The sequence below is a fragment of the Emticicia sp. 17c genome (assembly GCF_037153985.1).
Classification (GTDB): Bacteria; Bacteroidota; Bacteroidia; order Cytophagales; family Spirosomataceae; genus Emticicia.
This window is the reverse complement of the sequence record NZ_JBBAYI010000012.1, coordinates 164,358-178,033: the sequence shown is the minus strand read 5'-3', so window position 1 is coordinate 178,033 and position 13,676 is coordinate 164,358. Positions and strand designations below refer to the sequence as shown.

Here is a 13,676-nt window from a genome sequence, read left to right as displayed (position 1 = left end):
ATATAAGTATATTTAAAGGAAATTTATAACTATTAATACGCCTACTCTCATAACCTAAAAGCAACAAACTAATGCAATCAAGAAGAAAATTTATTCGATGGTCGGCCTTGAGCTTACCTTTTATGTCGGTAACCAAGGCTTTTTCAAACAAAAAAACGGTAGCTAATAAACCCATTGTTGTTTCAACGTGGGACAGCGGTCTGGCAGTAAATGCCGAAGCATGGAAAGTGCTTAACAAAAACGGACGTGCTTTAGATGCCGTAGAAGTAGCCGCTAATTCAATTGAAGATACCATTAATTGTTGCGTAGGACTCGGAGGAAACCCCGACCGTGATGGAAAGGTAACGCTTGATGCCTGTATTATGGATGAAAAAGCCAATTGTGGTTCAGTAGCTTTTTTGCAACATATTAAACACCCTATTTCGGTAGCTCGTAAATTAATGGAAACTACTCCACACGTAATGCTTGTGGGCGATGGTGCCTTACAATTTGCGTTGGCTAACGGTTTTAAAAGAGAACCCGACAAACTATCGGCCGATGCTGAAAAAACCTATAAAGAATGGCTGAAAAAATCTGAATATAAACCTGTAATTAATATTGAGCAGCAACAGATAAAAGCCAAGAAATCGGGCGGCGGGCCTTTTGCACCAAGCTATTTCGACGACGGCACTCCTAACCATGACACCATGGGTACTATTGCACTCGATGCTTCGGGTAATCTTTCAGGTGCTTGCACAACCAGCGGAATGGCGTTCAAACTACACGGCCGCGTGGGTGATTCCCCAATTATTGGTGCAGGGTTGTTTGTCGATAACGAAATTGGTGCAGCTACTTCATCGGGTCAGGGCGAAGAAGTAATCAGAGTAGCAGGAACCCATCTGGTTGTAGAAATGATGCGCTTAGGTAAAACACCCGAAGAAGCCTGCAAAATTGCAGTTGAACGCATCGTGAAAATAAACCCCGAAAAGGCAAAAGGCTTTCAGGTAGGTTTTATTGCCATCAACAAGCAGGGTGAGTACGGAGCCTACTCTATTCAGCATGGCTTTAGCTATTCGGTTACTCATGCCGACGACGGCGGAAAAGTATACATGGCAAAGAGCCATTTCCCTAAGTAAAAAACAAACTTATATCCTATAAACTTACCGTGGCACGTGTTAAAAGCGTGCCACAACTATATTCACTCCCTATTCACATGAAAAAGTATCTGATAATCCTTGCAACGTTGCTATGTTTACAAACATACGCACAGTATCAACCCAACTGGCAAAGCCTTGACCAACGCCAGACACCAGCTTGGTTTGAAGATGCCAAATTTGGTATTTTTATTCACTGGGGTATCTATTCGGTGCCTGCATGGGCAACTAACTCAAACGCCGACGGGTTCGGAAGTGGCTATGCCGAATGGTACTGGCAACGCCTGTTTGCGCCGAATCTTAAAATCCATAAAGAATTTGTTGAATTTCATGAAAAAAATTATGGTAAAAGCTCTTATCAGGATTTTGTTCAGCAATTCAGAGCCGAACTGTTTAAACCCGACGATTGGGCTAAAATATTTGAACAGGCAGGTGCAAAATATGTAGTACTTACCTCTAAACACCACGAGGGTTTCACGCTTTGGCCAAGCCCACAATCGTGGAACTGGAATGCCGTAGATGTAGGCCCGCACCGAGATTTAGCCGGCGATTTATCAAAAGCCGTAAAGGCTAAAAACCTGCACATGGGCTATTATTATTCTTTATACGAGTGGTTTAATCCGGTTTATAAAAGTGATGTAAACACCTATGTGAATGAACGGATGATTCCGCAAATGAAAGATTTGGTAACGCGCTATCAACCTGATATTCTCTGGACTGACGGTGAGTGGGACCACCCCGCCAAAACATGGAAAAGTGAAGAGTTTCTGGCATGGCTTTACAACGACTCGCCCGTAAAAAACTCGGTTGTTGTAAACGACCGCTGGGGTAACGATACCAAAAGCAAACACGGTAGTTTTTATACTTCTGAATATGGACATGGCGGAACCGATAACTCACCAACCAATGGCTTTGCAAGACCTTGGGAAGAATGTAGAGGCATAGGGGAATCGTTCGGTTATAATCGTAATGAAAACCTCGAAGTGTATCAGACAGGCGAGCAATTGGTGCATCAATTGGTAGATATTGTGGCTCGTGGCGGTAATTTTCTGCTAAACATCGGGCCAACAGCCGATGGGCGCATTCCGGTAATTATGCAACAACGCCTAAAAGAAATGGGCGATTGGCTCAAAGTTAATGGTTTTGCCATTTATGGCACACGTAAGTGGGATAAAGCCCCTGCTTATACCAAAGAATCAAAGCTGCATTTTACGCAAAAAGGCAAAAATATTTATGCAATTGCCAGTAAATGGCAGGAAAACATAACTGTTGAAAATGTTGAGAAACCAACAAAAATTAAGCTTCTTGGGTTTGATGGAGACATAAAATTTACCTACAAAAACAAGGTACTTACTATTATGGCACCACAGGTAAACCCGAATACTATTCCGTGCCAATATGCTTGGACTTATGAACTCACCGATGCGCTGAAATAACATGACATCCTACAAGACTCCGACCTACTTGTTAATTACTATCTTATTAACAGTTAATAGCCTATTTGCTCAGAATATAAGCAAAGACTGGCTCATTGAGCCATTTACCCAAAAAAGTGAGGTAAAGCTACTGAACAATGGTAAATTACTCGAAATTACTAACGGATTGCTTTCGCGTCAGATAAGAATAAGCCCGAATGCCGCTACCGTTAGCCTTAAAAATCTGACTACTAACGAACAGTTTGTTCGTTCAGTAAGGCCAGAAGCGCGCGTAGTTATTAATGGTAAATCATATAATGTCGGCGGGTTGTATGGTCAGAAAGAACACGGGTATCTGCTGGAAGAATGGATTGATACCTTCACAAGCCAGAACAATGATTTCCAGTTTAGGCGGTACGAAACAGGTAATGTAAAGCCGCATTTCAACTGGAAGCCTACCACTTGGACAGCCAACCAACACCTACCCACGGGTAAAAGCCTAACATTGTTTTTTAGTTCTGATTTACCCGCAATAAAGGATATTGAGGTGGCCGTTCATTACGAAATCTTTGATGGCATTCCTTTATTGAGCAAATGGGTAAGCATCCAGAATAAAGCCAGTACTACTTTCAGAATCACACAAGTGGTTAATGAGATACTAGCTACGCCCGAGGAAGAATCGGCAGTAGTAGGTAAGCCCGAAAAGATGAAAAAGCCCCAGAAGCTCTACATCGAAAATAACTATGCCTATAATAATGCCATGCGCTATGAGCTTTCAGACCAAGCCACACACTGGAAAATTGATAGCTCCTATACTTCTCAGGTAAATTACAATTATGAAACACCCTGTGTGGTTGAGGTATACCCGACTTTAGGCGTAGGTATTGATTTGGCGTCGGGCAACAATTACAAATCTCTGCGCTCGTATGAGTTGTTGCTAGATAGTTATGACAGAGAACGAAACGGACTCGCCCGCCGGAAAATGTACCGGACCATTGCCCCCTGGACCACCCAGAACCCTATTTTTATGCACCTCATTAGTACCGACCCCATTACTGTTAAAAAGGTAATTGACCAATGCGCCGAAACGGGTTATGAAATGGTTATTTTAAGTTTCGGTAGTGGGTTAAATATGGAAGACGCATCGGAGGCAAACATAAAAAAGTTCAGAGCGCTAGCCGATTATGCGCACAGCAAGGGTATTAAACTAGGTGGGTACTCGTTGTTTAGTAGCCGCAGAATTGATGATGAAAATGATGTGATAGACCCCGTGACAGGGCTGCCCGACAAGGGTGCTTTCTTCGGGAATGCTCCGTGTCTGGCAAGTAAGTGGGGCATTAATTATATCAATAATCTGAAGAAGTTTATCAGCGAAACAGGCTTTGATTTGCTTGAGCATGACGGCCCTTATCCGGGCGATGTTTGTGCTTCTACCAAGCATCCAGGTCATAAAGGTTTAGATGATTCACAATGGGTACAGATGCAAATGCAGCAAGAGTTTTATCAATGGCTTAATGCACGTGGGGTGTATATTAATGCGCCTGACTGGTATTTTCTGGACGGCACTCACAAAATTGCTTTAGGGTATAGAGAAGTAAACTTTTCGTTGTCGAGAGAGCAACAGAAAATACTGAACCGACAAAACATTTTTGACGGTACATGGGATAAAATCCCGTCGATGGGTTGGGGGTTTGTGCCACTTACCAAGTATCAGGGTGGGGGAGCAGAGGCCGTACTGGAACCACTAAATGAGCATCTGAACGACTACAAACAGTTAATGATGCAGTATTATGGCGCGGGTGTGCAGGCTTGTTATCGTGGGCCACGCCTGTATGATACCGATGCCACCAAACAAGTAGTAATCGAAACCATTAACTGGTATAAAAAATACCGTGATATTCTGAATGCCGATATTATACACCTACGCCGCCCCGATGGCAGAGACTGGGACGGCATTATGCACGTAAATCCTGCATTGCCAGTAAAAGGTCTGGCAATGTTATATAATCCATTAAAAACACCTGTTACCCGTAAAATTAAGTTGCCGCTTTATTATACCGGCTTAAGCAAAGAGGCCAAAGTCAGAACCGAAAACGGTAAAGCCATTATTTATCAACTTAACAGAGATTACTCCATAGAACTTACTGTTCAGTTACCTGCCGAGGGCTATACTTGGCTTGTAATTGAATAAATATTAACCAAATACCAAGAAAAATGAAAATCAAATTATTGTTACTTTCCCTAGTGCTTATCCACTTCACAACGGTGTCTTCACTGGCACAAAGCAAAGACTTTAAGGTGGTAGGGTATTACACCCCCTCCGTTCCGCCTGAAAAGCTCCCTATGCACTTGCTGACACATATTAACTATTCATTTGCGATTCCTGCCAAATCGGGCGATACTCTATTGCCACTCGGCCAACCAGAAAACCTTAAAACACTGGTTAAAATAGCCCACCAGCATAAGAAATCGGTTTTTATATCGATTGGTGGCTGGGGTATTGGTGATGGTGGCGGAGATGATACCCGTTTTCATAAAATGGCCGAACGCCCTGAAGGACGCCATACTTTCGTGAAAAATGTTATGCAATTTGTGAAAACGTATCAGGTAGATGGTGTAGACCTTGATTGGGAATACCCTGACGAAGACAGCCCGTCGGCCGACCATTATGTGAGTCTGGTTTCTGAATTGGCTGATTCGCTGCATAAAAAAGGTAAAAAATTAACAGCCGCTGTTATTTCTTACGGAGTAAAAGGCGGGGGTATCAAGAAAGCTGCATTCGATAAAATGGATTGGCTAAACCTAATGGCTTATGACGCTGACTATGGCCCAAGTTATGTAGTGGCGCATTCGCCCTATTCATTGGCATTAAAAAGTCTCGACTACTGGATAAAAGAGCGTGGCTTGCCTGCACACAAAGCGGTATTAGGATTACCCTTCTATGCTAAAAAAGGGATGGGTAACTATGGCCCCGGATATAGCGATTTAATAAAAGATGGCGCAAGCCCTTATGACGATTACTGGAAGGGTTCGTTTTATAATGGTACTATTACCATTGAAAACAAAACAAAGTTAGCTAAACAACGTGGCTGTGGAGGGGTAATGATTTGGGAGATAGCTCTTGACACAACCGACGATACCTCTCTGCTGAAAGCTATTCAGAGAAGCAAATAAAAATATTCGTTTTTACACCCTCTTCGCTATGATAGAGGGTGTAAAAATTGATATACTATATTTTTAACTTTATTCCGATTTTGCCAAGTAAAGCCGTAATGCCAATAACCAGCAAGCTAAATAATAGAGATTTAAATAACCCTACTATACCGAAAGTTAAACTTACCGGAAGGCTCAGCGGAACAAAATAAATAATATAAGGTATCAGATAACAGGTGAGCGTGCTTGTTCCGGCCGGCTTTATTATATAAAACCAATGTGCTTTATGTTGTAAGTCTACTAACCAATAAATTATGGCATAAGTAATAAAGGCAATGCCGGAGCAAAGAAATACCCATGTTGGAGTTGCATAAATCTTCGAGATAATAAAGAAATTCCTCATGAATAAGCCTAAGCCAAGCATCAGAATACCAATGGCTAGGTAAATGTACACAAGTTTGGTTTTATGGCTAGTAGTATAGAAACGCTCAAGCAGAAGGGTAGCTAATATACCAGCAAAAGTAAAGGAAGAAAAAGCCCCATTTCCCAGAATCCAGTCGTTAGGGCCTGATGGCCAGAGGCGATGTAACCACCCTGCATGACCAGCAATACATATAAATGTAAAAAATACCCAGCAGGCAATTAAAATACTATTGGCTTTATGAAAGAATAGATACAAAATAGCACAAGTGAGATAAGTCCATCCAATAAGTCCCAGAATGCCCCACCAATGGGTTTTCATTACTTCTGCCTTTTCGCCTCCATCTCCGCCCCTGAAACGATACGCAAGAAAAAGCAAAATGCTAACTCCTGCCAATTGTAGTATTAGAGAAATATACTTTTTAGAGCCTTCGCTTTTCGGATAAACATTCCAGATAAGGAAAAAAGCAACCACTGCGCTTATCTGAAAAACGGCTTTATGTATACCTGTGGCAGCCTCGTACATTTCAGGGATATTTACTGTAAAAAGTCCCATTACCAATAAGGCAACAGACCGTAATACAATATGTTTAATTATCTGAAAATTATTTTCTCCTTTGGCTATTCTGGCCTTTATAGCAAACGGAACCGACATACCTACAATAAACAGAAAACACGGAAAAATGGTATCCGAAAAGCCCAGAAAATCGATATGCGCCTCGGAGTGTTGCAACCAGTCGGGTATACCAGTCAGTGTCCAGAAATCATTTACAAAAATCATCAGAAGCATAGTTAATGCCCGAAAGACATCAATAGATGCGATACGTTTCAGCGATATTTCCATAGTTTTCTTATTTACCGTCTTCCATTTTCTTAATTTCATCAAACATTGCTTTAAAACACGCCGACTGCGTATTTTCTCCGGCATCAGGGTTTACTTTTACGCCATAGAATTCATCCAGAAACTGGCCTGCACCAGACCACACGGTCTGCATCATTCCTTGAAAACGCTCTTTCATCACAGGCGTAACCGACTTCCTGAACCTTACCATGTCTTGCGTTTGTAGTACCGCATTTTTAGGGTTACGCCATGGGCAGGTAATTACGTTTAGCCCTTTTGTAGCAAAATATACGGCTGTCTGGTCGGGTCTTTCATAGTGCCAGTCGCAAATCATAACATCTTTCTCAATCAGGTCAATGGCTCTGTGGGTGTTGTTAAAACTTCCTTCCCACATACCAATACCCGTGGTTTTGCCGTCAATGAGGCGGTCACCCCAAATCCATAATTTTCTGTTTTTTAGTGCCAGATGATTTCTGATTTTATTTACCTCTCCGGCAAATAACTCGGCTTTGTCTCTGCCTCCACATCTGGGGCATTTGTCATCGCCTATATAAAACACTTCATCCATTCCGGCATGAAAAGCGTCGGCCTCAAATACATCACATATTTCATCAACCAGTGCAAAAACTATTTTGTGTACATCGGGGTGTAGGGGGCAATAGCTTTTGCAGTAGAGTCCGTCGGCATTAGGCCACACGTATTTTTCAGGCATTTTTATATGCGGTGTTTCATCAAATTCGGGGTATACCCTTAGCAGATTATGGGTAGTTTTAGCCCATGACTGATGCCCTAGCAGGTTAATCTGAGGAATAACACGGATATTGTTTTTCTGGCAGGCCCTTACCAGTTTTTTTACCTCCTGTTTCGACAGCGCAATGCTATCGCGCAGTTCGGGGTGGGTTTCAAAGCGGTAATTCCAGTCTACACGTAGTATGAGAGTATTGACCTTTCTTGGGGCTAGTTCTTCATTAATAAATTTTATAAAAGTATCTAATTGCTTAGGTTGTGGCGCTGCAATACAGAACCCACGTATGGGTAAAAGGCTATCAATCTTCGATTGGGCTATGGCTGCCCTGCCAGACATGAGCAAGATAATAGCTATAAACAAAGAAATTTGCTTAGGCATAAAGTAGTTTGATTGAGGGTTGAAACAGTTTACAAGTTAGGCAATATTTGAATGAAATCAAATCCGGCTGAGATGTGCTTTGTGAGCAATTGAAGAAGCATAACCAAATATTTTCGGTAGTTAGGCATTTTTTTTTGTTTGTCCATACAACTTTTTAGCAGGTTTCTGCATTAAGTCTAAAAGCCCCATTTAAACTTGGTTCTAACCTCTACAATCGAACGTCTGCGACAGAAAGACGCTAGTGCTCAAAAGGAAATTTTTGAGCATTACGGCAGCTTTTTGTATCGGATTGCGTATCGATATGTACGTGAGCGTATGCTGGCCGAAGATTTAATGGTGGAGTCTTTTCTGAAAATATTTGATGGTATTGTCAATTTCAGATTCGACAGCATGAGGTCTTTTGAAGCATGGATGAAGAAAATTGTAGTAAACGAATCTCTGATGTTACTACGAAAACAAACCAGTTTTCATCTGATGCCCGAAAGTGAGGCAATCGAAGTGCCGATTGATGATAATGTGCTGGATACGATTTCGACGGAAGAAATTTATCGGCTCATCGCCGAATTACCCGATGGGTATCGTACAGTATTTAACCTGTATGCCATTGAAGGTTACACGCATAAGGAAATTGCTGAACAACTGCATATCAGCGAAGGAACCTCAAAGTCGCAGTTGAATCATGCCCGTAAACTTTTACAAAAGAAAATATTAATGACCGATAAAAGTCATGCAAACAGAGGAATTTTATAATAAAATCCGAGAAAATCTCGACAACTCTGACTTTACTCCTGAATGGAATAAAAGTGAGGTTTGGCAACGCGTTGAACAGAGAAGGCAAAAGAAAAGCCCATCTATCTGGTGGAAAATGATGGCTGCGAGTATTGTTGTGGTAGGCTTGCTGAATGGATATTTATTATTAAGACAAAAACCTGTTATTGTCAATGCTTCAGTACCTCAACAACCTGTTACTAAATCTACGCAAGTGCCTTCTTCTGAAAAGCCTGTTGCGGCATCGCAACAAGCGCAAACACCTGTTTCTAGAAATACTCCACACAAACGCTTAATGCGGCCTGTAAATGAAGAAACCGATAATAATGCTCTAGTAGAAAGCGAACTACCTAACGAAGAGTTCGATAACATGATAACAACAGAGGGAGGCGAACAGGAATTTAGTTATACCGATATAACAACCCGTAACGAACCCGCTTTTGTGCGTCCGGTTATATTTGAGGCACCTATTATTTTCAGACCTAAGGTTACTGATAAAAATGTTGCACCAGCCCCTGCCAAACGTGAGCGTGTGGCTATTCTGGAAATTCCTGAAGACCAACAAGATTACGTAATAGCTCCGAAAGAAAAAAAGAAAAGCCGTCAGGCACGTTTAGCAAAGCAGGTACAGAAAACGCCTGAGACTTCAGACCCCAAACCAAGTAAAATATGGGCATTTGTGAAGCAAAGTTTTAAAAATGAAACTGCGCCCGCCGATTCTACAATTAAATAAACGCATTTACATGCCATGAGCCTGTGTTTACGATAACTTACAACTGTTGTTTACGTAGGAGTGTTGCCCTCAGGTAACTTTATATGACTGACCTTTAATGGATGTTTCCACGATGAAAAAGATTTTTTTTCTCTTGCTTCTAACCTTAAGTACTGAGGCTTATGCTTTGGCATCAATAGAGATAGATTCAATCATTGTTAATATAGGAAAGAGAAAGAAAATAGTGCTGTGGGGAGCTACCAGAGAAGATTTGAAGGCATTGGAGAAGTACGACCTCAACAGAATTGTGAAGCAGATGAATCAGGATTTAGAAGAAATGCCTTCTAATGTAAGAAGAAGTATCAGGCAGGATTATGAGGGTAATACCTATACCAAAGAAACCACACAACAGAATGAGTTAGAAAACATGACTCCCTGGCAACGCTTAACCCGAAACACTTCGCTTAATTTTGGCTTTGGCTTTACAACTGTCAGATACCTGCAAAGAGGCAGTGCCACTTATAGCCTGTACAAGAATACAGCCGAACTTTTTAAACAGAAAACATGGTCTTCACCAAATTTGAGTATTGGGCTTATCAGACAGGAGAGTTTTATCAGAACCGGTAACAAAGAGTTTTTACTCCGCTATGGATTTGATATAAGCTGGTATTATTTAAATAATATAAGCACAAAAAATACATCATACCTTTTAAGGGGTAATAATAAAAATAATGGTATTGCTTTCGATACGGTTGCTATTTATCGACCTGCCTTTAATGGAAACTATTATACGGTTGAAAATTATCTTAGTTCTGATAACACCAAGCGTAATCCGGTTAGTACCTATAATCAGTCGTTGTTTTATGCCGATTTCAAGATTATCCCTACTGTGAATTTTTATGGGGCCAAAAACCAGAAAACACTTCATGTAGGTTTTGGGGCGTATCTGGGTACTTTGATAGGTGGAAGCCAGATTTTCTCGGAAATTAAAAACATTAATCAACGGGAGGCAAAAATACCTATCAGAAGTAAAGATAACCCTTACCGATACGGCCTGATACTGAACGTGGGGTATAAAGCGTTTACGTTTTTTCTGGAGAGCGACATCAATAATTTCTTTCAGAGCCATACCGCTCAAAGTAATTTCCCTCCCTATGAAATGCAGGATTTGAGATGGTCGCAGAACCTGACAACCTTTGGTATCAGGGTGGGCCGATAACAAAAAATCCCCGAAGGTATCGGGGATTCTCTGGTATATAAAATACGCGCAAATTCTTACTTTTTATACATCACACTTTTTACGGCGTCAATAGTACGTTTTATGTTTGGTAACGTAGCTTCAATTAAGGTTGGCGCATAGTGTAAAGGAATATCCATGTTGTTTACACGAATCACCGGAGCATCCAGATGGTCGAACGCGTAACGTTGTAAATGGTAAGCAATTTCAGAAGAGATGGCAGCTAGTGGCCATGCTTCTTCAACTACAATACAACGGTTTGTTTTCTTCACCGAATTAACCACAGTAGCGTAGTCGATAGGTCTTACGGTACGTAAGTCAATCAGTTCAGCCTTGATACCTTCTTTTTCTAATTCTGCAATAGCTGGTAACACCACGCGCGGAATCATTTTTCCAAACGAAACAATGGTTACGTCAGAGCCTTCGCGAACTACGTTGGCTTTGCCAAGCGGAATGAGGTATTCTTCCTGAGGAACCTCACCTTTATCACCATACATTACCTCTGACTCCATAAAAATAACAGGGTCATTGTCTCTGATTGATGATTTTAACAAACCTTTGGCATCGTAAGGGCTATGAGGCACTACTACTTTAAGGCCGGGTGTATTGGCAAACCAGTTTTCAAAGTTTTGTGAGTGTTGAGCACCAAGCTGGCCGGCGTTACCGGTTGGGCCACGGAATACAATCGGACATGTGTACTGACCAGCCGACATAGCCATCATTTTTGCAGCAGAGTTAATAATCTGGTCAATAGCTACTAACGAAAAGTTAAAGGTCATGAACTCAATTACCGGACGTAAACCATTGGCTGCTGCCCCTACACCAATACCTGCAAAACCTAATTCGGCAATAGGCGTATCAATAACACGTTTCGGACCGAACTCGTCCAGCATTCCTTGGCTTACTTTATATGCACCGTTGTACTCGGCTACTTCTTCCCCCATCAAAAATACATTTTCGTCGCGTCTCATTTCTTCTGAAAGGGCTTCGCGTAGGGCTTCTCTGAATTGTATCTCTCTCATTTTGGCTTAGAATAAAAAAACTTTTTGGTGTAAAACCAGATACCTATGTTTACAAGCCTGATTTTAACCAGTAAATGTTATTTATGGATATACTTTTCGATAAAAAGTTTGTTGATATAACAAATTTGCATTTGTTAAGGTTGAAACATAGTTTCATCTCTTGCAAAATTACCTGTATTTGAAGTTTTTTTATAATTTTAATGGAAAATATTTTTCAGAAAAAGCATTTTCCTTGAAGATTGGGTGTCTGTTACTCGTCTGGCAGCCTATGAAGAGCCACCCAAAAAGGCTCTATCAAAAACTGTTTTTATGCTTGTGGTTATGTTCTATTTTCCAGAAAGTTATGCGTAGATATATATTAAGTAGTTAAAGCACTAGTTAGGCAATAGCAAAGTCTTTTTATAAAATAGCACGAGGTTTTGTTAGGTAATTACACCAGAATTTTCATATTTGCAATAATATGCACCTATGTGTTTCCTGCATTAACTTTAATTGAAGTATAAACTTAATCAGGATTCCCCCAACCCTACACTTCATTAATTTATGACTAAGTTAAAAGCCTACCTAGCCAATAATTCTTTTGCATTTACAATTTTTGCCTCTTTGGCTGCTTTTTTTACCTATTTGTGTTTTTATCCGTTCAGGCGGGCATATACGGCTGCCACCTACGATACCCTGATATTTTTTGGAGTACATTACAAAATCCTGATTATTACAGCGCAGGTATTGGGTTTTGCAGTTTCTAAAGGGTTGGGTATCAAGTATGTATCTGAAATGCAACCATCTAGTCGGGCGCAAAACCTAATCATAATTATTCTGTCTTCGTGGGTGTGTTACCTGTTTTTTGCATGGGTGCCAGCCCCATATAATCTTGTATTTATTTTTCTGGCGAGTTTACCTTTAGGCATGGTGTATGGAATTATGCTAGGTTTTCTGGAAGGCCGCAGGGTAACCGACCTGCTGGTAGCAGTACTGACGGCTTCTTTTATTATGGGGTCGGGCTTTGCCAAAAGTATAGGCAAATGGGTAATGGTAACGCTTAATATAAGTGAGTTCTGGATGCCTTTCGTGGCTTGTGCTATTATGCTGCTTCCGTTTGGTTGTTGTGTTTGGCTAATGAGCCAGATACCACCACCTAACCAGACCGACCAAGAGAGCCGTAGCGAACGCAAACCTATGCAAAAAGCCGACAGGCGCGCCTTTATCGGGCAGTTTACCGTGAGCCTTTCTATTTTTGTAGCTTCTTATATTTTACTCACTACTTTTCGCGAATTTCGGGATAACTTCGCCCCCGAACTCTGGAAAACACTTGGCTATGGTAATAACTCAGCCATTTTTACACAAACCGAAATCCCTATTGCCATAGCCGTATTACTGATTATGGCTGCCATGCGGTGGGTTCAGAATAATTACCGTGCTTTTGTTATCATTGAGGGATTAATGTTATTAGGTGGGGTGCTTATCGGGCTGAGTACTTTTTTATATCAGCAGGGGGTATTGTCGCCTGTTTCATGGCTGACATTGTTAGGTTTAGGTTTGTATATGGCTTATGCCATGTGTAATAGCTTATATTTTGAACGTATGATTGCCGCATTCAGGCAGTCAGGTACAGTAGGGTTTCTGATAACCTTTGCCGATTATTACGCCTATCTGGGTAGTATTCTGGTGTTATTCTACAAGAATTTTTTTCAGAAGGAAATCAACTATCTTGATTTTTTTATTTACCTCTCCTATGCTGTTTCAGTAATTTATGTGGCTTTAATAGGTATATCGGTCTGGAATCTGGACTTATACCATAAAAACCTTAATAATCATAAAAAGGCGTAAACTACATTAATCAGTTAAAGCT

General features: G+C 41.0%; 11 protein-coding genes. 8 read left to right on the top strand and 3 right to left on the bottom strand.

The features are described from left to right. Positions 1 to 71: 71 nt before the first annotated feature. From WAA15_RS20680 to WAA15_RS20665, 4 genes are all read left to right on the top strand, one after another. A complete protein-coding gene (locus WAA15_RS20680) occupies positions 72 to 1,115 on the top strand; it encodes an isoaspartyl peptidase/L-asparaginase family protein (protein ID WP_337044743.1) in 1,044 nt (347 codons plus the stop codon). 77 nt (positions 1,116 to 1,192) lie between these two features. Further along, positions 1,193 to 2,569, top strand: a complete 1,377-nt coding sequence (locus WAA15_RS20675; RefSeq protein WP_337044742.1) for an alpha-L-fucosidase — start codon at positions 1,193 to 1,195, stop codon at positions 2,567 to 2,569. A 1-nt stretch (position 2,570) separates the two neighbouring features. After that, entirely contained in the window at positions 2,571 to 4,739 is a 2,169-nt protein-coding gene (locus WAA15_RS20670; RefSeq protein ID WP_337044741.1) for an alpha-galactosidase, read from the top strand. Positions 4,740 to 4,762: 23 nt separating this feature from the next. After that, on the top strand, positions 4,763 to 5,722 hold the full coding sequence (locus tag WAA15_RS20665; protein ID WP_337044740.1) for a glycosyl hydrolase family 18 protein: 960 nt from the start codon (positions 4,763 to 4,765) through the stop codon (positions 5,720 to 5,722). A gap of 55 nt (positions 5,723 to 5,777) precedes the next feature. Here the strand turns inward: WAA15_RS20665 and WAA15_RS20660 are convergent, their stop codons facing one another. Both WAA15_RS20660 and WAA15_RS20655 read right to left on the bottom strand, forming a co-directional pair. Continuing rightward, positions 5,778 to 6,965 carry a DUF5009 domain-containing protein gene (locus WAA15_RS20660; RefSeq protein WP_337044739.1) on the bottom strand — a complete coding sequence of 396 codons (1,188 nt, stop codon included), beginning with the start codon at positions 6,963 to 6,965 and terminating at the stop codon, positions 5,778 to 5,780. A gap of 7 nt (positions 6,966 to 6,972) precedes the next feature. Beyond that, positions 6,973 to 8,088 (bottom strand): family 20 glycosylhydrolase, encoded by a 1,116-nt coding sequence (locus WAA15_RS20655; RefSeq protein ID WP_337044738.1) that lies wholly within the window; start codon positions 8,086 to 8,088, stop codon positions 6,973 to 6,975. A gap of 195 nt (positions 8,089 to 8,283) precedes the next feature. Between WAA15_RS20655 and WAA15_RS20650 the strand changes: the two genes are divergently transcribed. The 3 genes from WAA15_RS20650 (at position 8,284) to WAA15_RS20640 (ending at position 10,787) form a co-directional block, all read left to right on the top strand. Next, entirely contained in the window at positions 8,284 to 8,838 is a 555-nt protein-coding gene (locus tag WAA15_RS20650) for an RNA polymerase sigma factor (protein WP_337044737.1), read from the top strand. Beyond that, positions 8,816 to 9,589, top strand: a complete 774-nt coding sequence (locus WAA15_RS20645) for a hypothetical protein (RefSeq protein WP_337044736.1) — start codon at positions 8,816 to 8,818, stop codon at positions 9,587 to 9,589. The genes WAA15_RS20650 and WAA15_RS20645 overlap by 23 nt, the downstream gene beginning before the upstream one ends. A gap of 112 nt (positions 9,590 to 9,701) precedes the next feature. Further along, entirely contained in the window at positions 9,702 to 10,787 is a 1,086-nt protein-coding gene (locus tag WAA15_RS20640) for a hypothetical protein (protein WP_337044735.1), read from the top strand. Between the two features lie 56 nt (positions 10,788 to 10,843). Here WAA15_RS20640 and WAA15_RS20635 read toward each other — a convergent pair whose 3' ends face one another. Next, positions 10,844 to 11,827: a pyruvate dehydrogenase complex E1 component subunit beta gene (locus WAA15_RS20635; protein WP_337044734.1), complete on the bottom strand. Its 984-nt coding sequence runs from the start codon at positions 11,825 to 11,827 to the stop codon at positions 10,844 to 10,846. A 543-nt stretch (positions 11,828 to 12,370) separates the two neighbouring features. On the opposite strand from WAA15_RS20635, the gene WAA15_RS20630 reads away from it, so the two are divergent. Next, positions 12,371 to 13,654 (top strand): DUF5690 family protein, encoded by a 1,284-nt coding sequence (locus WAA15_RS20630; protein WP_337044733.1) that lies wholly within the window; start codon positions 12,371 to 12,373, stop codon positions 13,652 to 13,654. Positions 13,655 to 13,676: the final 22 nt, after the last annotated feature.

Bases quoted from the DNA above. Each gene is read 5' to 3' on its own strand.
- WAA15_RS20645 (WP_337044736.1), top strand. From the start codon at position 8,816: ATGCAAACAGAGGAATTTTATAATAAAATCCGAGAAAATCTCGACAAC.
- WAA15_RS20635 (WP_337044734.1), bottom strand. From the start codon at position 11,827: ATGAGAGAGATACAATTCAGAGAAGCCCTACGCGAAGCCCTTTCAGAA.
- WAA15_RS20680 (WP_337044743.1), top strand. From the start codon at position 72: ATGCAATCAAGAAGAAAATTTATTCGATGGTCGGCCTTGAGCTTACCT.
- WAA15_RS20675 (WP_337044742.1), top strand. From the start codon at position 1,193: ATGAAAAAGTATCTGATAATCCTTGCAACGTTGCTATGTTTACAAACA.
- WAA15_RS20660 (WP_337044739.1), bottom strand. From the start codon at position 6,965: ATGGAAATATCGCTGAAACGTATCGCATCTATTGATGTCTTTCGGGCA.
- WAA15_RS20630 (WP_337044733.1), top strand. From the start codon at position 12,371: ATGACTAAGTTAAAAGCCTACCTAGCCAATAATTCTTTTGCATTTACA.
- WAA15_RS20655 (WP_337044738.1), bottom strand. From the start codon at position 8,088: ATGCCTAAGCAAATTTCTTTGTTTATAGCTATTATCTTGCTCATGTCT.
- WAA15_RS20670 (WP_337044741.1), top strand. From the start codon at position 2,571: ATGACATCCTACAAGACTCCGACCTACTTGTTAATTACTATCTTATTA.
- WAA15_RS20640 (WP_337044735.1), top strand. From the start codon at position 9,702: ATGAAAAAGATTTTTTTTCTCTTGCTTCTAACCTTAAGTACTGAGGCT.
- WAA15_RS20665 (WP_337044740.1), top strand. From the start codon at position 4,763: ATGAAAATCAAATTATTGTTACTTTCCCTAGTGCTTATCCACTTCACA.